Genomic DNA, 22,364 nt, shown 5'->3' on the forward strand with positions numbered 1-22,364 from the left:
CCTTTTATTCATGAAATAACTGTGCATAGAAACCGTGATTTTGGATGAGTTGTTTATGATGCCCTTCTTCGATAACTTGTCCTTTATCTAGAACAATGACACGGTCAGATTGTTCAGCAATGCTCAAACGGTGGGCAACAAAAATAATAGTCTTGTCTGTGAGAGATAGTAAATTTTTAATCACACGTTTTTCCGTTAGAACATCAAGGCCACTTGTGGCTTCATCTAAAATCAAGACGGGAGCTTGTGTCAGTAAAGCGCGTGCTAAAGCTAAACGTTGCTTTTGCCCACCAGATAACCCAGCACCATCTGAAAGTTCGGTATGGTATGCTAGTGGCATCGATTCAATATCAGCACGGATTTCAGCGATTTCACAAGCTTCCAGAATGTCTTCTTGCGTGATATTGTCAGGTGCTCCCAAGGTTAAATTTTCTAAAATCGTCCCTGAAAAGACGTAAGACTGTTGTGGTAGGTAATTAATGTATTGGCGAATGGCTTTTTTATCAATGGTTTTTAAATCATAGCCACCCAGGGTAATCTGTCCATGGTTAGGTGTGTAAAAATTGACAATCATTTTAGCTAAGGTTGTCTTACCAGAACCGCTGATACCAACTAGGCTAATTTTTTCACCCTTCTTAATGTGTAAATTCACATGACTCAGCGTGTCACGACCAAAGCCATACTTATAAGTAACATCATCAAAAACAATATCTCCTTGTAGAAAATGGCTGTCATTTAAGAGTTGTTTGCTATCAAATTCAGATGACACTAAGTAAACTTCGTTGAGACGATTATTAGCTACTTTGGCAGATTGTAGTTTGGTTTGCAGATTGATAATATTTTCCATTGGCGTTGTAAAGTACGACAGAAGCGTATTGTAAGTAATCAATTGTCCTACTGAAATGTTCCCAGCCATGACTAAACGTGAACCATACCAGAGAATGGCGACGTTTAAAATTAGCTGTGCTCCCTGTTTTAACGACGTTTGCACAGCTTCATACTTACTAAGCGTAAAACTTTTATCCAAATAATCCACAAATTCACGGTCAATATTTTGATAACGGACTTCCTCACTAGTCAAAGATTTAATTGTTTCAATACCATTGATATCTTCGATAATGGCAGAGCTAACCATAGAATTGGCCTTGCATGACATCGTGATTCATTCGCTCAAAAGGCTTCATAAAAGCCAAAATAATAATAGCATAGATAGGTAATGCTATTAAGGTGATGAAAAAAAGATTGACATTTTGCAGAATTAAGACACTTCCGACAATAAACAAAATACTCACATCTAAAAATAAAGAGAGAATCGTTGATGCCAGTGCATCAATAATCGAGTTAGCATCAGTGAAACGCGAGATAAGTTCACCTGTCCGCCTTGTGGCAAAAAAGGACATGGGCAATTCAAAAATGTGACGAATATAAGACAAAATCACGTCAATTGTTAACCGTTGGCTCAGCACAACAAGTAAATAATTTTGTGAAAAGCTCATAATTTGTTGCATTATGTAGGTCACAATCAACCCAACCGAGACAATGCCAAGAGTGGATTGCAATTGATTAGGAATATAATCGTCTAAGATTCCTTGCAAATAGTAAGACCCAACAATGTTAATCAAGGTCACGAGCAAACTTGCCAGAATGATATAAGTTAGCAGTGCCTTTTGTTTGAAAATAATTGGTAAAAAGCTTGTTAAGCCATTTTTCTTATCTTTATGTGGTTGATAATGCGGAGCAGGCGCTAAAAAGATAGCAACCCCAGTCCATTCTTTGGCAAAATGTGCCTTGGACATTTTGGTCACTTTGACACTGGGGTCTGGATCACCGATGATAAGGTGGTTTTTCTTAGCTTTGTAAACGACATAATAGTGCTGCAGTTTGCTTTCTTTATTAACATGAACAATAAAAGGATAGGGAATATCGGCCATATCAAACAGTTCCATATTAGCCTGAATGGCGCGTGTTTCAAAGCCAATGGCTTTAGCTGCCTCGACTATCCCTAACGCTGTCGTCCCTTCCTTAGTTGTTTTAGCTAATTCCCTTAGGTGTGCCAGTGAGAAATCAGATCCATAATGCTTGGCAACTGATGCCAAAGCTGCCACACCACAATCTCGCAAATCAATTTGACTAACATATTTATATCTTCTCATAACCTTTCCCTTTTAAAAAATAAAACTAGGACTATTGTGCCATAAAACAAGATAAAAAAATGCCCAAGTCGTAAAAAGTCAAAAATAAGTCGCAAACGGTCAAAAAATCATGAAAATATGAAAAAAATTACCATTTACGACCTAAAAACGACAAATTCCGACTTGGACGTTCATTTTTCTAAAAAAGCGTTATACTAAATTTGTTTTCCGGAAATATAAAAAATTAATAATGAGGTATTCATTATGAATACAAAAATGTTGGAACAATTTGATGTAATGACAGAGGCAGAACTTTCTACTGTTGAAGGTGGTTGGGGCTATGTTTGGAAATGTACAAAAAATGGTAAACCAACTTATACAAGTGCTTGGCATAGTTCCTATCAGACAGCAGCTCGTAATGCACAAAATCATATGGATTTATATCCAGGTTCAATTTGTCGTGTTTATAATGTCTAGCTATAAATAGCTGGCGAAGACTGGGATAATAAATTTAGTCTAGAAATTCTAGATTATTCCCCTGACTTACAGAATTAAACAGATAGGAAAGAAAAACGAACGAAGAGGATCCTTCAATTTTATAAAGTTTTCTTTGTTCGTTTTTTATATTAGTAGTCAGAGTTTTATCTCATAATCATTTAAGGAGGGGGCTATGTTATTAGAATTAAAACAATTGAGTAAGAATTATGGTTCAAAAAAAATTTTGAAGAAAATTTCCACACAATTCACCCCTGGTCTTTATGGCCTTTTGGGTGCTAATGGAACGGGTAAGACAACCTTGCTCAATCTTATTAGTCATTTTACGACTCCTGATGAGGGAGAAATTTTACTGGATAATAAACCTCAATCAGAAGAATTTTACCAGCATATTGGTTTTTTGCCCCAACATTTTAGTTATTATGATTATTTTTCTGGTCGAGACTTTCTTCTCTATATGGCGGCCTTGAAAGGAATGTCTAAAAATAAAGCCAAACAAGAAACGGACAAATTGTTAAAACTGGTAGATTTATATGATGTTCGTTTAAAGCGTATCGCTTCCTATTCAGGGGGCATGAAACAACGTCTCGGCATAGCTCAGGCCCTACTCAATAATCCTGAAATTCTGATTTTGGATGAGCCAACGGTAGGATTGGACCCCAAAGAGAGAGTGAGGTTTCGTAATATTATTAGCGAATTGTCGGCTAACAAAATCATTATTTTATCAACTCATATTGTTTCTGATATTGAAGCTATCGCCAAGGAGATTATTCTTTTAAAAAATGGTCAATTTATCCATAAAGGCAGTAGCCAAGAACTGTTGAAAATAATTTCCGAAAAAGTGTGGGAGTTGTCTGTACCTGATGGTTCACAGTTGCCACGGTATAGCCATTATGCTTTAGTTAATGAGAAACTATCCTCATCTGGTCGTGTTTTCCGTGTGGTTAGTGATGAGAAACCAAGCCAGCTAGCTAGACTAGTTTCTCCCACTTTAGAAGATCTATACATTTATTATTTTAGAGAGGAGCAAGTTTTATGTTAGCTCTCTTACCGTTTGAATTAAAAAAATTAATCCGAAAAAAATCAGTTTTAGGAATGTTTTTGGCTACCTTATTAGCCATCTTTGGGTTATTTTATATAAACTTTTTTAATGGACAAATCAGTGGCTATTCAGTGGATAAAATTCATGGAAGAGACGTTGTTGAGATAAACAAACAGTTTGCGGAGGAGCATACGGGACAGCTATCCAATGATTTGCTAGTCAGAACAATCAAGGATTATAGTCTTGATGTGGAATCAAATAATCCTACCTTCAATGTATTTGGTTACTATGTAACTAGCCATTTTGATCCCAAGTTTAGAAATTATTATTTTGATTTGGAGAAAGGGAAAGATATTGATTTCAGTAAGATTAATCCAAAATCTCAAACGGAGCTTGGCTCATACCTCCCTTATGATAAACTAAAGTTAGGTAATTTTACACCATGGAATCAACTATTTTTGGTCGCCAATAGTGCTTATATCCTTATTCTTCTTTTGTCTATTTACCTCATCGCTCCGGTTTTTTCTGGTGATACTGCTGAAAATATGAATTCTATTTTGTTGACAACGAGGTATGGTCGCAACAAACTTACAATGACTAAGATAATAAGTAGTTACTTGATAAGTACCTTGGTGTTTGTTACTTTTTACGCCATAATACTAGCTGTATTTGCATGGTATTTTGGCTTTAGTGGCTGGGACACGAGTGTTCAACTCAATCTACATTGGATTGACAACGATGTGAATATCATGGCTTTTCCAGAAAAAATGACACTTTTGGGAACATTTATCAATCTGGTAATTTATCAGTTTGTAGGACTTGTCTTTATTACGGGTATCAATATCCTTATATCGAGTAAAATTAAGTCTCCATTGGTAGGTTTTGCCTTGTCTGTGGGTAGTATTTTTGTACCAAGTTTTCTTATGGATGTTTTTCAAGCGGGAATACCTAATAAGATTTTGAATATTTTATCTGTATCAACTTCAAATACACCAAATTTAATGCTTAAACTTGCTTATGATGGTTTTTTTGAAAGTTTTTGGCTTGACGGATTATTTGTTGTCACAATTAGATTAGCTTTTGTGTTACTTTGCCTATACTTGACATACTTATCAATGAAGAAGGTAAGTCATTAGAATAATAATTACATTTCAGAAAAGGAAATTTTTAAAGTTTTGTAGGTGGATAATGTTGTCAAACCGTTGATGACTTAAAAACGGCAGATTATGACTTGGGCGTCTATTTTTCAAAAAAAGACTATACTAAAACTATAAAGGTTGCAACCCTAAAAAAATTGATGAAGGAACTATTATGACTAATCACATTCGAGTATTGACAGTAATAATCCTATCTCAACTTATTATTGAGTGGTCGGGTTATTTTATGGGGCTATCTATCCCTAAAATTATTGGTATTGTGTTATTGGGTACAGTTGTTGAAGCTATTCTTCATATCTGTTGTGTTATGAAATATCATAGTAATATTTCTCTGGTAGCCAGTTTAACAAACTTTAAACAATTTATCTGGAAAACTATTTATTATCCGGTTATTGTTTTAATGGTTATCGTAATTGGTGTTTTTCAAAAAGACAGTATCCTTACTATTTTCTTTGAGTGGAATGCCCTAGTTGTTTTTTGTACTGTAGGGTTTATCATGGCTTCTAATAATGTTCCTATGAAGAAATCGCATATGTAAACATTTACTTAGGGGATGTTTTTAAATTAGCATTTTCAGCCTTTGAGGGTGAAAAGGGAAAAATCTATCAGTATGTGTGTTCAGGCAATGCTTCATGAATCAAAAATGATGACTAATTTACTTAGTGCTGTGGAACTTTCAAAAATTACTGGTAGATGTATTTGCGATCCGGTTAAAGCTTTAATTGAAACAAAAGCCCCCCTACCAAAGGGAACTATTCCAAAACCAGTACTAGTAAAACCAAAAACTGAAATCATGTGAAGATGATAACTTGTTTTTTAAGAAAAGTTATTAGAAGTTTTAGTTTCTAATAGCTTTTTCTTATCTAAAAGTGTTTTTTGGGTAACAGTGTTAAAAACATGAAGTATGAAAAGTTTACCGTTTATGACCTAAAAACGACAAATTACGACTTGGACATTCATTTTTCTAAAAAAGTGTTATACTGAATTTGTTTTCCGGAAATATAAAAATTAATAAAGAGGTATTCATTATGAATACAAAAGCATTTGAACAATTTGATGTCACAAACGAAGTAGAACTTTCAAGTATTGAGGGAGGTTTCTGGAGAGAATTGCTGGCAGGTGCTATCGGAGCCATTGACGGTGGCGGAGTTACATTGGAGCAGTTAAATGGAATTAAGCTACCAAAACCATGCAGTTGTTCTCCTTATGGTGTTGGAGGAACACCTAATTTTTGTAATTTTTAAGAGGTTGAAATGAAAGCGCTGTATAAAAATAAGGAAGTTGAAGTCTGGCAGATATCAAAAAACGATTTAACTCAACCTTTATGGATAGCAGAAGCATTTACTAAGAATTATCTTCATTGGTTAGATAATAGCCTTAGGATTTTAATCCCAGCTTTATATCCTAATTGGTCAAAAGATGATCATAATTACGGTTATGGAATGTATGCCATTGGGAAAATTGGAGATGTTATTGATTTAACTAATGGTAAGGTGATAAGCAAATCAAAATTTGAAAAAGACTATCAACTTATTTGATGTAAAAATCTATTTTTTATTACTAAAAATTTTATGTTTCAATAGTAAAAGATCAATTTATTTCCCTAAGTAATAGGAGTTTTACAAATTGATATTTTTTATAGTAGTTGTGAGCTATTTTATCAAAGTATTAAAAATCTTTTAATATTTTATATTTGTAATAATGAAAGAAAGTTTTTTTGACGATGGTACTGATTGTTTTGCCTTGTAAACCATATTTTAGGTTGGAGCTATTTTGTTTATCGACGGTGGCTAGTGCTGTACTTCAAAGAGATTTCCTTCTCAAGAACCTAGTTTCAATAGATGTGATAAATACACTATTGTTAATGTAGGTTCTAACTATTTGATAGACTTAGGCGTTCACGTTCATTTTTCTAAAAAAGTGTTATACTAAATTTGTTTTCCGGAAATATAAAAAATTAATAAGGAGGTATTCATGATGAATACACCAACATTTGAACATTTTGATGTCATGACAGATGCAGAACTTTCAATTGTTGAAGGTGGAGGTATGGAATGGATTGGAGATGTACTGAGTGCTATAGGTAATGCTGCGCACCCTGTTAACCCTCAACAAGTGATAGATCAATTAAACGGAAAGTATCCAGGTCGTGGTCCTGTTCGTTCTTGCCCTCCTGGAGGAACTGGTGGAACACCTAATGCTTGTTGATATTTATTTGTTTGTAAAAACTTATAAATAATATTATTTTAAAGGTAATCTAAGTTTTTTTGCAAAAAGAAATAAGGTATGTACATTATGAAAGCATTATATAATGGTCGTCTATCTGATGTATGGGAAATAAGTAAGACAAACGCACAACCAGTATGGGTTCAGCAAGCTTTTAAACAAAAATATCTGAGATGGAACGATGATAAATTAGTGATTTCTATGAGTGGAATAAATCCTTCTATGAAATTTAATTTGAAAATCAGCTTACTGAGTTACCCTGGTTATGCCTCTTACCCTGTGGGATATATCGGAGATTTTTTAGATGTTACTAATCATCGTATTGTTTCAAAAAAACAATTTCAGAAACATTATCAAATTATTGAGGAAGATCTTCTATAATTCTCATTTATGTCTAAAACTACAGGTTAAAGAAACATTTTTCTGTTGTTATTTTGACTTTTTCGAATAACCTCGACATCATACTGAATCATGAGTCTAATCATATATGGCAGGTGTGAGGAACTGACAGTGTACTTTTTGCCTATCGGCTTTTGTTTAATCAAGTTTTACCATTTACGACCTAAAAACGACAAATTACGACTTGGGCACACATTAACCCAAAAATCTGTTAAACTAAGACCTGTTAGTTTAACAGATTTTTAGGAGGTACTCAAATGAAAACAAAAACTTTTAAACAATTTGATGCCATGACAGATGCAGGACTTTCAACCGTTGAAGGGGGAATAGCTTAATGGTAGGCTTAAAGTGGTTTTCGGGCGGAAAAGAAAGAAAAACTGAAGCAGTAGTTATTATTGACGAATTATTAGTATCTTTAAGTGAGGATTCAAAATATATACCACTTAAAAAATGTTTTCTTTTCTATCGTAAGGAACTAGAGTCAAGTGGAATATCTACGCCATTAGTTTTAAGTAGGATGAATGTAGAGTTGTCTAACATTCTGGTAGAAAATAAACTTCAACTATCTGATGCGCAATCAAAACAATTAAAGAGGTTAAGAAGTTTATCAAATATCAGATATGGTTATTAGATAAAATATTTATTTTCAAGATGATAGATTGCCTATCAGCTTTTTTATAACCTAAATTTTACCATTGACGACTTAAAAACGACAAATGATGACTTGACCGTTTATTTCCAAGAGAATTTGTTAAACTGAAATGGTCAATCGCGGTGACAATCTTAATTAAAAGGAGATTTTATGAAAAAGAATGTTTTAAAATCAACAATTTTATTATCTGCAACTGTTTTATCAATGGCAACTGTTTCTGTCTTTGCTGATGATGAGCTTGTACCTACAACTGAAACGACAGAAGTTGTGGATAATGGGGATAATGTTACAGAAAATCTAGCAACAGATATTATTGAGCCATCAAATGATATTTCAGAAAGTCAATCCGAAAAAACTGAGGAGGTATTATCAATTGAAACGGCTGATAATTCAGCTGTTTCAATGGAATCACCCGAAGCAACGGAAACGATAGTATCAGACACATCAGATGAGCCAGAAGAACCTGAAATCACTATTCCCCAATATGAAGAAAATGTCGCAGACTTTAATCACGTTCCAATGACAGATGTTTATGCGATGTTTACAGAGGACGGAAAAGAGCACGTGATTTATGTTGGACGTCCGACTTGTTACTATTGTCGTCAGTTTTCCCCAGATTTAAAAGAGTTCAACACTTTAATGGATAATCGTCTAGAGTATTACAATACTGACAGTCAAGATTTTGATGAAGAAGCAGCGGACTTTCTTTTTGGAACGGTCGGTATTCCAGGAACGCCTACCATTATCCGTTTGCAAAATGGTCAAATGGTGAGTGCGTGGATTGGTGGCGGTATTTCTGGACAAGAACTTTATGACTATCTCTTTTATGGAAAAATTCCAGCGGCTATGGCAGCAGCAATGGCTGAACAATCAATCAAAGATAATACAGAAACGATAGGCTTTAATACTGAAGAAATAAAAGGTGATTCTAATATTCAGAATGTGATTTCTTCACCGCAAACTGATGTTAGAACTGCTGAAAAAACAATCGTTTCAGAAAATCCACAAGCTTTTCCTAAAAATGAAGTAAAAACTAATAAGAGCAACACCTTGCCGAAATTGGGCATTAAAGAAAACAACTTCTCATTTTACGGACTATTAATTTCTCTATTGGGACTGATTTTAATGAAACTTGGCAGAGGAAAAGTAGCAAATGAATGATAAAGTTTGTAAAAATAGTTTATACACAGCTCTCATATTTGACTTTCTTGGAATATGCTTAATGCTGTTTAATTACTTTGTGTACAATAAAGATTTTTGGAATTCAACAACTTACAATTTATTATTTGGTGGGTTGTTTGTGTTGCTTTTATGCAAGGATTATTTCAAAAAAGATAAAAAGTAGCCATTCGCGACTAAAAATTGGCATTTTACGACTTTGGCGCAAAAATCCTTAAAAAGATATATTATGTGTGGACAAGTTAAGTCAATTAGCTAAACTTGTTCAAAATAATATTGAAGCATAAAGGAGGCTATCAGGGATTATTCTTTTTGTTATGGGATTAGGTTTGTTACTAATGTTTTTAAACGTTTCTCTAGTATGGAAAGACAAAAATTATCCACTGGTTGTTAGTGTGCTTAATTTTCTACCATTTATCAAGCCTATCAAGGTTTTAGAGAAAAAATAATTTTCATACAGTCATCAAAATAGGGAAGTGACCTTACTTTACACTAAAGATTTACATAAAAAGTGTATACAAAACCAACACCTTATTTTGTGATTTTTGAAATAAGGTGTTACAATAATATGGCATAAACAGTTTTACCGATTTTGGGTTAAAGTGTAATCGTAAAGTTTGTTATGCATAATGAGGTAATACATTGTCCGGATGAGACGATGTATGGAGGCAATCGTGTGTGGCTTGGTTGAAGTCGTTTGCGATTGCCTTTTTCGTTTCTCATAAAAGTCTGCAATATGGCAAGGATTGGTGTGACTAGCTGAAGCGATATTGTGAATGCATTTGAACAGAATCTTTCTAGCGTAGGGGTTGCCACGCTTGGTAATGTGTTCCTTAGCGATGAAGTTTCCAGATTCATAGTGTCTCAGGTCAATACCGATAAAGGCATTGATTTGATTGGCAGACTGAAAACGGCGAATATCTCCCAGTTCACCAATAATACTTGTTGCAGTCGTCTCAGCGATACCAGGAATAGAAAGCAGAATGTCATACTCTGGTAAAGGTTGAGCTAGTTCCACCATTTCGTCTAAGATTGCTTGTCTCTGTTCAGAAAGTCTAAGCAATTCTTTTGCATAGTAACGGACCTCTTCCATGATTGGAGAGGTTTTCTTGACGGCACAATAAGATTGATTAGCTAGTGCTGTCAGCTTCTCTGCTAAGTAGGCCACACGCTCGTCAGAAATCCGTTTTGAAGTGGACAGACGGATGCTCTTTGAGAGTTCATCCTTGCTTAACTCAAGCACGAAGTCCTTGCAAGGAAACGCAGTAACTAAGTTCCAGTATTGTTCCCCAGTTGGTGTTGACAAGATAGTTTCCAATTCAGGAAAAGTGACCTGTAAGACCTTGTGCAGACGGTTTTTAGCTCGAACGATGTCCTCAGTTAAGTTCTGATAGAACCGACTTGAATCTCGCAGATCTTGATAGACTTCTTCTTGGACATAGGTCGGTTTACGATTCAATACAAACTGAGACTGAGCCAGTTTTTCGGCGTCAATTTGATCTGTTTTTCGCACACGCAAGCTATCCAGTTGCTTCTTGGCTTCTAAGGGATTGAGCCGTGTGTAAGCGTAGCCATGTTCATCCAGAAAAGCTTGAAGACGACGAGAATAGACGCCTGTTGCTTCAAAGATGATTTCTGGCTTGTGGACGGTTTTCAAATCGCCAAGTAGCCGAGCAAAGCCAATGGCATCATTGGGCATGGTATAGCCATGAACCTTCTCGCCGTTGACTAGAATGGCCACTTCTGAACTTACTTTACTCACATCAATCCCAAAAACTGCACGCATGATATTACCTCTTTGTCTTGAATGATTCCTTGTTTTAGAGATGTCATTTTCAATACTCGACGTCTAGCGTCCCACATACTTTGATAACATTCTTCCTAAAACAGGTGTCTTGCCAGTTTTTATTGCGACGTCTAGCGTCAAAAGAAGCATCGACTTAACAAGACACCTCTACTTTATCATAAAGAAAAAGTAGTGAGTACTTTCTCCCGTCGGAGATTTCTTCACTACTAATCTTAGTATGTTTTTGTTTTTTAATATATCAGAATATCATTTTACTATGTTACAATAAAAGTGACCGTTCGTGACCTTATTTTACCTGTTTGTGACTTGGAGATTTTTTCATCAATATTTTCTTTATAATGTTATAGGAGGGAATAATGATTTATGAAATATTTCAAATGTACCATTAACAAAAGAGACTATAAATTGGCTATTAACACTATTCTTTTTATCCAAGTCTCTAAAGAAAAAAGTCATATGGTCAAGGTGGTAACCACTGAAGAGGAATATCATATTTATCATCAATTAAAAGATATTGAAAGAGAATACCATCAGTTCTTTAGGTGTCATCGTGATACTTTGGTAAATAGGGACAAAATACGGATAATGGATAGACAACAGCGACTTTTATATGTCGGAGATGAAAAGAGACCTGTACATTATGCACGAAGTAAAGGAAGTCAACTAAAAGAAATCATCTCAAACGACTGATTTTTAGAGGAGATTTATGTTAGATATTTATGTACTAGAGGATAATATCACACAACAATTTCGTATGGAACGCGAGATTGAGACCATTATGGCGAAAAATCATTGGGATTATCAGAGGATAGAAGTGTTTAGTTCTGCAAATGAGATTATAGCAAAGGCAACTGAAAAAGGAGAACACCAAATTTTCTTTCTGGATTTAGAGATCAAAGACGATGAAAAGCAAGGAATTGATGTCGCTAAAGCTATTCGTGAAAAAGATGCGACAGCTATCATTGTTTTTGTAACAACCCATTCAGAATTTATGTTGTTAACTTATCAAGCGTTAGTGGGGGCGATTGATTTTATTGATAAGAATTTGAACGACCAGGCATTTAGCGAACGCTTAGAGTTGTGCTTGAAAGAAGCCATGAAACATAAAATTGGTAATTTTGGAGAAAATTCCTTTTTATTTGAGACTTCCAAAGCACGTGTACGTGTTCCATATAGTGACATTCTTTATTTTGAAACATCTTCTGCTGTGCACCGCATGATTTTACATACGAAAAATGACAGAATAGAATTTTATGCGACGATTGCAGAGGTTGCTAAATCAGACAAGCGTCTTTTCAAGTGCCATCGTTCTTTTATCATTAATGTGGATAATGTGGTCAGATTTGATAAAGCCACACGAAGTATTTATTTTGAAACAGGCGATACTTGCCTAGTTTCGAGAGATAAAGTAAAACCTCTATTGAATGAGATGAGGTGAAAAGCTAATGAGTGATTATCTAAGTGAACTAGCTTACTATCCTGTGATTATGTTGATTTACTCTAATGTTAGAGGAGCGAAACTGAAATTATGGGAAATAGTGACGATAGCCGTTGCTTTCTTTGTCATTGATTTTACATGGTTTTACACGATTATCGGTCGTATTTTAATTTTGGTGCTTCTATCATATTTGAGAGATAAAACATTGCCTTTTTCTCTATATGTATTTTATGGGAGTATTCCATGGGTTATAGAGAGTGCTTTTAAAAGAATTATCGGATTCTTCATTATTCCTTTTTTTAATTTTAGTTATACCGATTTAGACAAAAATAATTTATTATTTGCTATTGTAGAATTTTCGATAATTCTGATGTATTTTATGATGGTTAAATTGTTTAAAATTAACTTTCAAACTTTTATTGAAGTAAGTGAGATAAAGAATTTACGTAAGAAATTAATATTTACAGATGTAACGATGATGTTTTACTATGTCATGATTGAATTTCTAACAGGTATGGAATTTTATGGTGGTGTTCCAAACTTGGTCTATCGTCAATGGTTGGTGGTTCTCTATTTCACTTTCTTCATTCTAATGCTATTTTATATGAATCGCTCCTATCAAAATTTACTTGAGAAAGAAGTATCTTTAGCGCGGGAACAAGAACTGCACTCTTTGTCGGTGTATAGCAAACAAATTGAAGGCCTGTATGAAGAACTAAGAGCATTTCGTCATGATTATGCTAATATCTTAGCAAGTTTAAAAGAAGGAATTGACCAAAATGATATGACCATGGTGAGAAATATTTATAATTCTGTCTTAGAAGATTCAGGGCAACTTATTCAGAATAAAAAATTTGATATTGGACGGTTGGTTAATATTGATAATGATGCGATAAAAAGCGTGTTATCAGCAAAATTTTTGGAAGCAGAATCTTATCATATAGAGGTGGAATTAGAAGTTAAAGACAAAATTGGAACTCCAGATATTCCCTTGTTAGATTATGTACGACTTGTATCCATTTTATGTGATAATGCGATTGAAGCAGCTATAGAAGCTGAAAAGCCTGCCATGATTATTGCTTGTTTCTATCAAGATGGTGATTATATTTTAATTGTGGATAACACCACAAAAGAAGAACGAGTTCCAGTGGAATTGATTTATCAAAAGAATTATTCAAGTAAGGGATTCGGCAGAGGTGTTGGTCTCAAAACGATTAACCAGATGATGAAAAAATATTCTAATATGTCGGTACAAACATCAAGCAAAAATTATCATTTCAGACAAACAATACGGATCAAAAAACCATTCGACTGAAATAGTCGAATGGTTTTTTGATTTAAGCGTGTCTGGTAGGCTTTTGATTTTTCTTCAACCAATCGAATGCTCCAGCAATTAAGAAGTCTTTAGTGTTTCCACCAACTGTTTTCTCTAATTCAGACTGACTTAGTTCTTTAAACGTTTTTTCCGTTGCCATATCAAACACCTCCTCTCTCAATAATTGTAACAAAAAAGTTGGCGATAATCTTCCTAAGTCGTAAACAGTCATTTTTAAGTCGTAAACGGTAGTAAACTAGTGACGATAATCTTGATTAGGGAATAAAAACACCTTCAGCTGATTGTTTGGCGAAACCTAACTGGTTAAATATTATAATAATATTTCGGGAAATGATTGACAAATTCCGAAAGTTAATATATGCTAAATATGTAATTAAGTATACTTAAATTTTAAATTAAATAAAATGAATGGAGTTTATGATGAAAAAAACTTATTTTACATTGCTTGCTTTGTTATTGTCACTTGTATTTCTAGGAGCCTGTTCATCAGGAAATAGATCGGACAGTGGTAAATTAAAGGTTGTTGCTACCAATTCGATTATTGCAGATATGACGAAAACGATAGCTGGTGATAAAATTGATTTACACAGTATTGTACCTACTGGTAAAGACCCACATGAATACGATCCCTTACCAGAAGATGTTGAGAAAACTAGCAGCGCAGACCTCATTTTTTACAATGGCATTAATTTAGAGGACGGTGGTCATGCTTGGTTTACGAAATTGGTCAAAAATGCTAAGAAAAGCAAGAACAAAGATTATTTTGCGGTCAGTGATGGTGTCAAAGTTATCTACCTTCAAGGACAAAGTGAGAAAGGCAAAGAAGATCCGCATGCTTGGTTAAGTCTTGAGAATGGTATCATTTATGCCCAAAATATCAGTAAGCGTTTATGTCAAAAAGATCCTAAGAATAAGGCTTTTTATGAAAAAAATCTGAAGGCCTACGTAGCTAAGTTAGAGGCATTAGACAAAGAAGCAAAATCAAAATTTGCTGCCATTCCCGAAAATAAAAAATTAATTGTCACCAGTGAAGGCTGCTTTAAATATTTTTCCAAAGCCTACGGCGTGCCATCAGCGTACATTTGGGAAATCAATACCGAAGAAGAAGGAACACCAGACCAACTGTCATCCTTAGTTGAAAAACTTAAAATCGTTCGTCCATCAGCGCTTTTTGTCGAATCAAGTGTTGATAAACGTCCAATGAAATCAGTTTCTAAGGATAGTGGTATTCCGATTTATGCTGAAATTTTCACAGACTCAGTTGCTAAAAAAGGCCAAACAGGCGACAGCTATTATGCCATGATGAAGTACAATCTCGACAAGATTGCAGAAGGTTTGTCACAATAGCAGAGCAACCTATATTTAGGAGGAAAAATGATTACAATAGAAAATTTGACGGTCAGTTATGAAGATGACTGTTTAGCCTTGGAGGATGTATCTGTCCATATTGAAGGACCAGCTATTGTAGGCTTACTAGGACCAAATGGTGCCGGGAAATCAACCTTTATCAAAGCTATTCTTAACTTGATTACTTACAGTGGTAAAATTTATATAGATGGCAAGGAAAATTCGGCAGATAAAGGACAAATCGCCTATGTCGAACAAAAGAGCCAGATTGACTATAATTTTCCGATGACAGTCAAGGAGTGTGTATCTCTGGGAACTTATGCAAAACTAGGACTTTTTCATCGTCCAAGTAAAGCAGAGTGGCGTAAAGTTTTTGAAGTCATGAAACAAGTGGGGCTGTCAGAATTTGCCGATCGTCCTATCAAGGCTCTGTCAGGAGGTCAGTTTCAGCGGATGCTGATAGCTCGATGTCTGGTACAGGAAGCTGACTATATCTTTTTGGATGAGCCCTTTGTAGGGATTGATTCAATTAGTGAAACAATCATCACTAATCTGCTTAGGGATTTGAAAAAGTCTGGCAAGACTATTTTGATTGTTCACCATGATTTGAGTAAAGCTCGGTCATATTTTGATCATCTTCTAATGATAAACAAGAACTTAGTGGCCTATGGAAAGGTTGAAGATATTTTCACCAAGGAAAATCTCAAGGCAACTTACGGGGACAATATTTTTCTGGGAAAGGAGAGCTAACTCATGTTTCTTAAATTTTTTCATGGTCTAGTAACCTACCATTTCTTACAGAATGCTTTGATAACAGCGCTCGTGATTGGTGTAGTAGCAGGAGCAGTCGGTTGCTTTATTATCCTACGCTCCATGTCCCTTATGGGAGATGCCATTTCACATGCTGTACTACCAGGAGTTGCTCTTTCGTTCATTCTAGGTATCAATTTCTTCGTTGGAGCCATTATCTTTGGAGTTTTGGCTTCGATTATCATTACCTATATCAAGGAAAACAGCATGATTAAGGGAGATACAGCCATTGGCATCACCTTTTCTTCCTTTTTAGCATTAGGTGTTATCTTGATTGGTGTTGCTAATAGTTCGACGGACCTTTTTCACATCCTTTTTGGAAATATCTTGGCAGTGCAAGATAGTGACATGTGGGTGACGATTATTGTTTCTATTATTGTATTAGCAGTTATGATTATCTTTTTCAAGGAATTACTACTCACTTCATTTGATTCGACTTTGGCTAAAACCATGGGAATGCCAGTAAAGTTTTATCACTACCTTTTGATGATTTTACTGACAGTGGTATCAGTGACTGCTATGCAAAGCGTTGGTACAATATTGATAGTTGCAATGTTAATCACACCAGCAGCAACAGCGTACCTTTATGCTAATAACCTCAAGACTATGATTCTATTATCCTCAGTGATTGGAGCTCTGACATCGCTAATTGGCTTATATATAGGATACACATTCAACATTGCAGCTGGATCTAGTATTGTACTAACAGCGACGACTTTATTTTTGATAGCATTCTTTATCTCCCCGAAGCAACTTTCTGTGAAAAAACTACGGTGATACTTGATGAAATTCAACATAGTTTATCTTTAACAGACTGAGAGGGCTGTAAATAAAGTCAATCTTCATTTGAAAACTAAAAAACGAATAACCAGAAATCATTCGTTTTTTTTTTATTTTTTTCAAAATCTAAAAATGTATGAGCAAAAGAGAAGGTCGGAGTGGAAAAAGAAGTCACTAAATCCTGAATGGACGAATACTAATTACAAAGTTGTTGGGAATGAAATTTCAATCAATTTTGGAGTGTGGATAGTTTTTAGTTGATCCATGAGGACAATAGACTGATTGATTTTGCGTTTGAGGAAAAACTCGCGAATCGCTTCAAGTTCGTTATCTTTGATTGCGCGGTATTTATTAGTAATCAACAACTCGTAGTGGTGCGGTGCCTGTGTAAAAATAACATCTGTGTTTCCTGCTGAGTAGGTTTCCACAAGTTTAGCATCAGTATTACGCAACTGATTTCGAACTAGCTCAGCATGGCTACTGGTCGTATTGATAAGTCTCATATTATCCTCCTTGAAAGTTCTTAGTCATATTATAGCACTATTTTAATAGAAAAAATATTAAATCTGATGATTTTTTTGCCACTGTTCGACTCCCCATTTATGACTTCCTCGTTTTAGTTTAGAAATGGCTTCGCTGATTGGAAACCAAGCCAGTTGGTTAAAGTCTTCCAATGGAGTATCAACTTGTGTAAAGTGTGTGATTTCATAGAGATAAGCAGGATTATAATAATATTTATCGCGATGACTGGAGTAAAAGTACTCATCTGCCTGACCTAAATACTCTCCAACTTCTGCAGTAAATCCTAGTTCCTCAATAAGTTCACGTTCAAGAGCAGTCATGTGATTTTCACCAGCTTCAATTTTACCTCCAGGTAAAAACCAAGCACCGTTAGGAGCCTGAACTAAGATAATTTTTGATTTCTCTGGATTAGGGATAACGGCATAGACACCGTAGCGAGCATTGTAATTAACACCGTCAATTTTTTTACCGAAGGTTGGATTGGTCATGATTTTCTCCTTTGTGATTATTATACTAAAAATAGATTAGAATTCCTATTGAAAATATCTGTAAAACTAAGAACCTGTATTCACAAGCGAAGTGCTTTTATATCAGAGATAGTTTTTCGCTAATCAAGGCATTTTTTTGAGAGAATACTGACTGTATTTTGAAAAAAATTAACGATGAGTAGCTCAAAAACTAGCCTTAGATAGAAGTGCTGAACTGTGAATACAGGTTCTTATACTCTTCGAAAATCAAAATTATCCGTTGTCAACTTGCCTTGATGAACTCAAGTTCTATCGTCGGCTTCGTTTCCTAGGCTACTTTTGATTTTCATTGAGTATTACTTAAAATCAAAACTATTTTTGAAAAATGCAGTGTTAATGATATAGAAAATAAAATGAAACCAAGTAATTGTCATGCACTTTATTTTTGATCGAATGACTTTCTTGTGCAAGAAGTGATTTTAAAGAGTGTAAGAAAGTGATGTTTTGATTTTTGAAAATAGGTTATAAATCAATATTGCATTACTCTTTGAAAATTAATACAGTAAAAGCCCTTACTAAGACGACACTCCTAGTTAAGGGCTTTGTGGCAATTACATTATTTTGTGGTTGGAAAATAAGTCATTACGGCTGATTTGCCCAACTCAAATTTATTCAGTCGTTACAGTCTCTTCTGTTTTTTCAACTTTTTGAGCTGCTTTTATGATAATTTTACCATTGCTTGTCAGGACAGCCTTGAGTTCTTTTTCTGTTGGGTGTTCCAGATAGTAATCTGTGATGGCATCCTCAATGTAATCCTGAATGGTTCGACGTAATGGACGTGCTCCCATTTTTGGATCAAAGCCAAGATCAACCAGTTTTTCTTTGACCTTATCTGTTACTTGAAGATGAATTTCATTGTAAGCTAAACGTTGATTAACATCGTCAAGCATAAGGTCAACAATATGAAGGAGGTTGTCCTTGCTAAGAGGCTTGAATTCAATGATACCATCGAAGCGGTTCATAAATTCAGGACTAAAGTAATTGCTGAGCTCTCCAAGGACAGAATTGGTACGCCCTTCACGAGCAGCTCCAAATCCGACACTTGCTTCAATCTTGCCAGTACCAGCATTAGATGTCATGATAATGATGGTGTCCTTAAAGCTGACAGTACGGCCTTGCCCGTCGGTTAATCGACCATCATCAAGAACTTGGAGGAACATGTGCATGACATCAGGGTGAGCTTTCTCTACTTCGTCTAGCAAGATAAGTGAATAGGGATTGCGGCGAACCTTTTCAGTCAATTGTCCAGCCTCTTCGTAGCCGACATATCCTGGAGGTGCTCCGACTAATTTAGCAACAGCATGTTTCTCCATGTATTCTGACATGTCAAAGCGAATCATGCTATCGGCAGAACCAAAGAGTTCAATAGCCAGTTGCTTAGACAATTCTGTCTTACCAACACCAGTTGGACCAACAAAGAGGAAAGATCCGATTGGGCGGTTTGGTGTACCAAGTCCGACACGATTGCGACGGATAGCTTTGGCGATTTTATCAACTGCATCATCTTGACCGATGACATGAGCTTTCAAATCAGTAGCTAGGTTAATCAGTTGTGATTGTTCTTTTTCCTTCAAATCACCGACAGGAATGTTGGTTTTTTCTTCGATGATAGCTTCGATAGTCTTTTCTGTAATGACAGGTATATCTTGCTCATTGATGGTTTGTTTTTGCATTTCCTTATATTTGGCGATTTGGTCGCGGAAATAAGCTGCGCGTTCGTAGTCTTCGTCACGTGTGGCTTGCGTTTTGAGATTTTCAGCTTCAATTAGGCGCTTGTCAATATCTTTAGGGTCAACGAAGTTGAGAGTCAAATTCATCTTAGAACCAGCTTCATCAAGAAGATCAATAGCTTTGTCCGGCAAGAAGCGGTCTTGAATGTAGCGGTTTGATAAGACAGCGGCAGCCTCAATGGCATCGTCACTGTATTTGACATGGTGGTAATCTTCGTATTTTTTTTGAATGCCACGTAGGATGGTGATGGTTTCTTCAACAGAAGGTTCATCAACCTTAACTGGCTGCATACGGCGCTCTAGCGCAGCATCTTTTTCAATAATACGGTATTCGTTGAGGGTTGTCGCTCCAACCAATTGAAGTTCACCACGTGCCAAAGCTGGTTTGAGGATATTTCCTGCATCCATATTACCATCGCCAGCAGAGCCAGCACCGACAATTTCGTGAATTTCGTCAATGAAGAGAATAACATCCTTACGGTTACGAATTTCTTCCATCAGCTTTTGCATACGTTCTTCAAATTGCCCGCGAATGCCAGTACCTTGGACAAGACTAACCACATCAAGACGAATAACTTGTTTGCCTTGGAGTTTTTGTGGAACATTGCCATCAACAATTTTCTGAGCGAGGCCTTCAACAACAGCAGTTTTACCAACACCAGGTTCACCGATGAGAACTGGGTTGTTCTTAGTACGTCGGTTGAGAATTTCAATGACACGAATAATTTCGGAATCGCGTCCTATAACAGGGTCAATGTCACCACGGCGAGCAATATCAGTAACGTTAATGCCAAATTCCTCTAGTAGGCCTTTTGGTTGTTGGGGTACTTGTTGCGGGCGAGGTCCATTTGGTCGATGGTTATTACCTGCTCCGCCATTTCCTCCGAAATTGCCTCCAGATTGAGTTGGTGGTGTATTTGGTAAGTCTTGACCGTTAAAAGCGCGGAAATTATTAAGATCGTTGAAAAAATCATCAAAGAAAGGATTGATTCCCCCTGCTTGAGCTTGCTCGGAAGAGGTTTGTGAGCCATTGCCAAGACCACCCAAAATAGCATTATTTGGGTCTGTTTTCATAATTTGATAACAGTTTTGACAAAGATCAATCTGTTTTTGATGTCCGTTGACATTAGTATAGAGATGTATGGTTGATTCGTTTAAGTTACAATTTTGGCAGAGCATAACTGCATCCCCCTTTCGTGATTAGCTGACTTTTTGATGTTTGGTCAGATATAGTCAAACTTTATGCTTCTATTATAGCACTAGGAATATAGAAATCAAGTAAAAAGATTATGATTTTTAGCACTTACACCATAGGAGTGCTAAAAGTCATTAAAAATACATTTTTTGTGAATGTTTCGGAGAATTTTCTTGACATAATGAATAATTATGCTAAAATAAATTATATTATTACACGGTATAGGAGTAACAGTATGGTAAAAAATCGGTCGTTTTTAAAAGAAATTGATTTTAGCAAAGAAGAACTAGAAGCATTAATTGATCTAGGATTGAAATTTAAGGAACTCAAAAATGCAAAAATTTCGCATAAATATTTAGATGGTTTAAATATCGCTTTAATTTTTGAAAAGGCCTCAACAAGAACACGTTCTGCCTTCACAGTTGCGGGGCAAGACTTAGGAATGAATGTGACTTATCTTGGTGCTGGCGAAATTCAGCTAGGGAAGAAAGAATCGGTTGTTGACACAGCTAAGGTTTTGGGTTCCATGTTTGATGGGATTGAGTACCGAGGTTTCAAGCAAGAGGATGTGGAAACCTTGGCTGAGTACGCTGGAGTACCTGTTTGGAATGGACTGACCGACACTTGGCACCCCACACAGATGATTGCAGATTTTATGACTTTGAAAGAAGTTTTTGGAAAGGTGGAAGGTTTGACCATTGCTTATGTCGGTGATGGTCGCAATAACATGGCAAATTCTCTTTTAGTAACCTCAGCTATCTTGGGCGTCAACGTTAAGATTATCGCACCAACTGATTTGCAGCCTGAGGTTGAGATTGTGGCAATGGCAGAGCAGCACAACGCAGGAGCTAAATTAACTGTTACGGATGATATCAATGAAATTAAGGGAGTTGATATGCTCTATACTGATGTTTGGGTATCTATGGGAGAAGATGTGGATTTCAAGGAAAGGATTGACTTGCTACTGCCTTATCAAATCAATGCTGACCTGCTGGCTAAGACTGAAAATCCAAATGTCATTGTCATGCACTGCTTGCCGGCTTTCCATGACCTTAACACTGAGATTGGTCAAGAAATCTATGCTAAATATGGTTTGGCTGAACTGGAAATCACTGACGAAGTTTTTCAAAAATACAGTTCTATTATTTTTCAAGAAGCTGAAAATCGCATGCATTCCATCAAGGCAATTATGTATAATTCGTTAAAATCTCTCTAAACTGATGACGAATAGTCCGCATTGTGTTAAAATAGAGGAGACAAAAAACGAATAGGAGAATAATATGGAATCACATTTGGTGAGAATTATCAATCGTCTGGAGTTGATGACGACTGATGCTAGCAATCTTAAACGTAATTTTGAACGAGATGGTGTTGTGGTTGCCGAAGTTTCTTTCAGTAATGACCCAGATAATGGGCCTGTCTTTACTTTGCGTGACGTTGAAGCTCGTGAATCATACTCATTTGATAGCATTGACCTTATCGCAATGGAAATCTACGACTTGCTTTATTAAAGAGGTCGGAGAAATAGTGTGTTGCCGACTATTATCTAGTAGCATAATCTTTTCATAGATAGCAGTGGATAGCTAGTCG

24 protein-coding genes and 1 pseudogene are annotated in these 22,364 nt (G+C 35.8%); 19 read left to right on the forward strand and 6 right to left on the reverse strand.

The window, feature by feature from the left end; genetic code table 11:
• Window positions 1-4: 4 nt before the first annotated feature.
• Window positions 5-2,153: pseudogene (locus ABZ559_RS05560) on the reverse strand (peptide cleavage/export ABC transporter).
• A gap of 243 nt (window positions 2,154-2,396) precedes the next feature.
• On the opposite strand from ABZ559_RS05560, the gene ABZ559_RS05565 reads away from it, so the two are divergent.
• From ABZ559_RS05565 to ABZ559_RS05615, 11 genes are all read left to right on the forward strand, one after another.
• On the forward strand, window positions 2,397-2,609 hold the full coding sequence (locus ABZ559_RS05565; protein WP_018375355.1) for a bacteriocin class II family protein: 213 nt from the start codon (window positions 2,397-2,399) through the stop codon (window positions 2,607-2,609).
• Between the two features lie 193 nt (window positions 2,610-2,802).
• Complete coding sequence (locus ABZ559_RS05570; RefSeq protein ID WP_018375356.1) at window positions 2,803-3,669, forward strand: ABC transporter ATP-binding protein; 867 nt, start codon at window positions 2,803-2,805, stop codon at window positions 3,667-3,669.
• On the forward strand, window positions 3,663-4,805 hold the full coding sequence (locus tag ABZ559_RS05575) for an ABC transporter permease subunit (protein WP_018375357.1): 1,143 nt from the start codon (window positions 3,663-3,665) through the stop codon (window positions 4,803-4,805). The genes ABZ559_RS05570 and ABZ559_RS05575 overlap by 7 nt, the downstream gene beginning before the upstream one ends.
• A gap of 175 nt (window positions 4,806-4,980) precedes the next feature.
• A complete protein-coding gene (locus ABZ559_RS05580) occupies window positions 4,981-5,364 on the forward strand; it encodes a hypothetical protein (RefSeq protein WP_367007493.1) in 384 nt (127 codons plus the stop codon).
• A 48-nt stretch (window positions 5,365-5,412) separates the two neighbouring features.
• Window positions 5,413-5,625, forward strand: coding sequence for a hypothetical protein (locus tag ABZ559_RS05585; protein WP_273415054.1), 213 nt, complete (start codon window positions 5,413-5,415; stop codon window positions 5,623-5,625).
• 229 nt (window positions 5,626-5,854) lie between these two features.
• Complete coding sequence (locus ABZ559_RS05590) at window positions 5,855-6,070, forward strand: ComC/BlpC family peptide pheromone/bacteriocin (protein ID WP_273415053.1); 216 nt, start codon at window positions 5,855-5,857, stop codon at window positions 6,068-6,070.
• Window positions 6,071-6,079: 9 nt separating this feature from the next.
• Window positions 6,080-6,364, forward strand: coding sequence for a hypothetical protein (locus ABZ559_RS05595; protein WP_018375361.1), 285 nt, complete (start codon window positions 6,080-6,082; stop codon window positions 6,362-6,364).
• Window positions 6,365-6,803: 439 nt separating this feature from the next.
• Window positions 6,804-7,034, forward strand: coding sequence for a ComC/BlpC family peptide pheromone/bacteriocin (locus tag ABZ559_RS05600; protein ID WP_367007630.1), 231 nt, complete (start codon window positions 6,804-6,806; stop codon window positions 7,032-7,034).
• 87 nt (window positions 7,035-7,121) lie between these two features.
• The gene (locus ABZ559_RS05605) at window positions 7,122-7,433 is read left to right on the forward strand and encodes a hypothetical protein (protein WP_026217109.1); all 312 of its coding nucleotides are present in this window, start codon (window positions 7,122-7,124) and stop codon (window positions 7,431-7,433) included.
• Between the two features lie 352 nt (window positions 7,434-7,785).
• Window positions 7,786-8,082 (forward strand): bacteriocin immunity protein, encoded by a 297-nt coding sequence (locus tag ABZ559_RS05610; protein ID WP_273415052.1) that lies wholly within the window; start codon window positions 7,786-7,788, stop codon window positions 8,080-8,082.
• A gap of 171 nt (window positions 8,083-8,253) precedes the next feature.
• Entirely contained in the window at window positions 8,254-9,264 is a 1,011-nt protein-coding gene (locus tag ABZ559_RS05615; protein ID WP_273415049.1) for a bacteriocin biosynthesis protein, read from the forward strand.
• 601 nt (window positions 9,265-9,865) lie between these two features.
• Here ABZ559_RS05615 and ABZ559_RS05620 read toward each other — a convergent pair.
• Window positions 9,866-11,068, reverse strand: a complete 1,203-nt coding sequence (locus ABZ559_RS05620) for an IS110 family transposase (protein ID WP_367007018.1) — start codon at window positions 11,066-11,068, stop codon at window positions 9,866-9,868.
• Window positions 11,069-11,452: 384 nt separating this feature from the next.
• On the opposite strand from ABZ559_RS05620, the gene ABZ559_RS05625 reads away from it, so the two are divergent.
• Genes ABZ559_RS05625 through ABZ559_RS05635 form a run of 3 tightly spaced genes read left to right on the forward strand, consistent with a single transcriptional unit; the run spans window position 11,453 to window position 13,842 of the window.
• The gene (locus ABZ559_RS05625) at window positions 11,453-11,779 is read left to right on the forward strand and encodes a LytTR family transcriptional regulator DNA-binding domain-containing protein (RefSeq protein WP_273415047.1); all 327 of its coding nucleotides are present in this window, start codon (window positions 11,453-11,455) and stop codon (window positions 11,777-11,779) included.
• A 16-nt stretch (window positions 11,780-11,795) separates the two neighbouring features.
• On the forward strand, window positions 11,796-12,527 hold the full coding sequence (locus ABZ559_RS05630) for a response regulator transcription factor (RefSeq protein ID WP_367007494.1): 732 nt from the start codon (window positions 11,796-11,798) through the stop codon (window positions 12,525-12,527).
• A gap of 7 nt (window positions 12,528-12,534) precedes the next feature.
• Entirely contained in the window at window positions 12,535-13,842 is a 1,308-nt protein-coding gene (locus ABZ559_RS05635; RefSeq protein ID WP_273415044.1) for a GHKL domain-containing protein, read from the forward strand.
• A gap of 22 nt (window positions 13,843-13,864) precedes the next feature.
• Here ABZ559_RS05635 and ABZ559_RS05640 read toward each other — a convergent pair whose 3' ends face one another.
• Complete coding sequence (locus tag ABZ559_RS05640; RefSeq protein WP_273415043.1) at window positions 13,865-14,002, reverse strand: competence protein; 138 nt, start codon at window positions 14,000-14,002, stop codon at window positions 13,865-13,867.
• Window positions 14,003-14,283: 281 nt separating this feature from the next.
• Between ABZ559_RS05640 and ABZ559_RS05645 the strand changes: the two genes are divergently transcribed.
• Genes ABZ559_RS05645 through ABZ559_RS05655 form a run of 3 tightly spaced genes read left to right on the forward strand, consistent with a single transcriptional unit; the run spans window position 14,284 to window position 16,797 of the window.
• Window positions 14,284-15,210 (forward strand): metal ABC transporter substrate-binding protein, encoded by a 927-nt coding sequence (locus ABZ559_RS05645; protein ID WP_273415042.1) that lies wholly within the window; start codon window positions 14,284-14,286, stop codon window positions 15,208-15,210.
• Between the two features lie 27 nt (window positions 15,211-15,237).
• On the forward strand, window positions 15,238-15,960 hold the full coding sequence (locus ABZ559_RS05650; protein WP_321057334.1) for a metal ABC transporter ATP-binding protein: 723 nt from the start codon (window positions 15,238-15,240) through the stop codon (window positions 15,958-15,960).
• Between the two features lie 3 nt (window positions 15,961-15,963).
• Window positions 15,964-16,797 carry a metal ABC transporter permease gene (locus ABZ559_RS05655; protein WP_018376540.1) on the forward strand — a complete coding sequence of 278 codons (834 nt, stop codon included), beginning with the start codon at window positions 15,964-15,966 and terminating at the stop codon, window positions 16,795-16,797.
• A gap of 203 nt (window positions 16,798-17,000) precedes the next feature.
• Here ABZ559_RS05655 and ABZ559_RS05660 read toward each other — a convergent pair whose 3' ends face one another.
• The 3 genes from ABZ559_RS05660 to ABZ559_RS05670 all read right to left on the reverse strand — a co-directional run bounded on the left by ABZ559_RS05660 (window position 17,001) and on the right by ABZ559_RS05670 (window position 20,758).
• Window positions 17,001-17,303 carry a DUF1827 family protein gene (locus ABZ559_RS05660; protein ID WP_018376539.1) on the reverse strand — a complete coding sequence of 101 codons (303 nt, stop codon included), beginning with the start codon at window positions 17,301-17,303 and terminating at the stop codon, window positions 17,001-17,003.
• A 57-nt stretch (window positions 17,304-17,360) separates the two neighbouring features.
• Window positions 17,361-17,810: an NUDIX hydrolase gene (locus ABZ559_RS05665; protein ID WP_367007495.1), complete on the reverse strand. Its 450-nt coding sequence runs from the start codon at window positions 17,808-17,810 to the stop codon at window positions 17,361-17,363.
• A gap of 647 nt (window positions 17,811-18,457) precedes the next feature.
• On the reverse strand, window positions 18,458-20,758 hold the full coding sequence (locus tag ABZ559_RS05670) for an ATP-dependent Clp protease ATP-binding subunit (protein WP_367007496.1): 2,301 nt from the start codon (window positions 20,756-20,758) through the stop codon (window positions 18,458-18,460).
• Between the two features lie 251 nt (window positions 20,759-21,009).
• Between ABZ559_RS05670 and argF the strand changes: the two genes are divergently transcribed.
• Window positions 21,010-21,990 (forward strand): ornithine carbamoyltransferase, encoded by a 981-nt coding sequence (gene argF / locus ABZ559_RS05675; protein WP_367007497.1) that lies wholly within the window; start codon window positions 21,010-21,012, stop codon window positions 21,988-21,990.
• A gap of 64 nt (window positions 21,991-22,054) precedes the next feature.
• A complete protein-coding gene (locus ABZ559_RS05680) occupies window positions 22,055-22,285 on the forward strand; it encodes a DUF1797 family protein (RefSeq protein WP_018376535.1) in 231 nt (76 codons plus the stop codon).
• Window positions 22,286-22,364: the final 79 nt, after the last annotated feature.

Origin of the sequence: Streptococcus sp. ZY19097 (genome assembly GCF_040731245.1) — a bacterium.
In the GTDB taxonomy this organism is placed as follows: domain Bacteria; phylum Bacillota; class Bacilli; order Lactobacillales; family Streptococcaceae; genus Streptococcus; species Streptococcus orisratti.

Coding starts and splice junctions, on each gene's coding strand:
- ABZ559_RS05580 (WP_367007493.1), top strand. CDS start 4,981: ATGACTAATCACATTCGAGTATTGACAGTAATAATCCTATCTCAACTT.
- ABZ559_RS05665 (WP_367007495.1), bottom strand. CDS start 17,810: ATGACCAATCCAACCTTCGGTAAAAAAATTGACGGTGTTAATTACAAT.
- ABZ559_RS05605 (WP_026217109.1), top strand. CDS start 7,122: ATGAAAGCATTATATAATGGTCGTCTATCTGATGTATGGGAAATAAGT.
- ABZ559_RS05565 (WP_018375355.1), top strand. CDS start 2,397: ATGAATACAAAAATGTTGGAACAATTTGATGTAATGACAGAGGCAGAA.
- ABZ559_RS05615 (WP_273415049.1), top strand. CDS start 8,254: ATGAAAAAGAATGTTTTAAAATCAACAATTTTATTATCTGCAACTGTT.
- ABZ559_RS05660 (WP_018376539.1), bottom strand. CDS start 17,303: ATGAGACTTATCAATACGACCAGTAGCCATGCTGAGCTAGTTCGAAAT.
- ABZ559_RS05625 (WP_273415047.1), top strand. CDS start 11,453: ATGAAATATTTCAAATGTACCATTAACAAAAGAGACTATAAATTGGCT.
- ABZ559_RS05595 (WP_018375361.1), top strand. CDS start 6,080: ATGAAAGCGCTGTATAAAAATAAGGAAGTTGAAGTCTGGCAGATATCA.
- ABZ559_RS05570 (WP_018375356.1), top strand. CDS start 2,803: ATGTTATTAGAATTAAAACAATTGAGTAAGAATTATGGTTCAAAAAAA.
- ABZ559_RS05620 (WP_367007018.1), bottom strand. CDS start 11,068: ATGCGTGCAGTTTTTGGGATTGATGTGAGTAAAGTAAGTTCAGAAGTG.
- ABZ559_RS05645 (WP_273415042.1), top strand. CDS start 14,284: ATGAAAAAAACTTATTTTACATTGCTTGCTTTGTTATTGTCACTTGTA.
- ABZ559_RS05650 (WP_321057334.1), top strand. CDS start 15,238: ATGATTACAATAGAAAATTTGACGGTCAGTTATGAAGATGACTGTTTA.
- ABZ559_RS05680 (WP_018376535.1), top strand. CDS start 22,055: ATGGAATCACATTTGGTGAGAATTATCAATCGTCTGGAGTTGATGACG.
- ABZ559_RS05655 (WP_018376540.1), top strand. CDS start 15,964: ATGTTTCTTAAATTTTTTCATGGTCTAGTAACCTACCATTTCTTACAG.
- argF (WP_367007497.1), top strand. CDS start 21,010: ATGGTAAAAAATCGGTCGTTTTTAAAAGAAATTGATTTTAGCAAAGAA.
- ABZ559_RS05640 (WP_273415043.1), bottom strand. CDS start 14,002: ATGGCAACGGAAAAAACGTTTAAAGAACTAAGTCAGTCTGAATTAGAG.
- ABZ559_RS05610 (WP_273415052.1), top strand. CDS start 7,786: ATGGTAGGCTTAAAGTGGTTTTCGGGCGGAAAAGAAAGAAAAACTGAA.
- ABZ559_RS05630 (WP_367007494.1), top strand. CDS start 11,796: ATGTTAGATATTTATGTACTAGAGGATAATATCACACAACAATTTCGT.
- ABZ559_RS05635 (WP_273415044.1), top strand. CDS start 12,535: ATGAGTGATTATCTAAGTGAACTAGCTTACTATCCTGTGATTATGTTG.
- ABZ559_RS05670 (WP_367007496.1), bottom strand. CDS start 20,758: ATGCTCTGCCAAAATTGTAACTTAAACGAATCAACCATACATCTCTAT.
- ABZ559_RS05590 (WP_273415053.1), top strand. CDS start 5,855: ATGAATACAAAAGCATTTGAACAATTTGATGTCACAAACGAAGTAGAA.
- ABZ559_RS05575 (WP_018375357.1), top strand. CDS start 3,663: ATGTTAGCTCTCTTACCGTTTGAATTAAAAAAATTAATCCGAAAAAAA.
- ABZ559_RS05600 (WP_367007630.1), top strand. CDS start 6,804: ATGAATACACCAACATTTGAACATTTTGATGTCATGACAGATGCAGAA.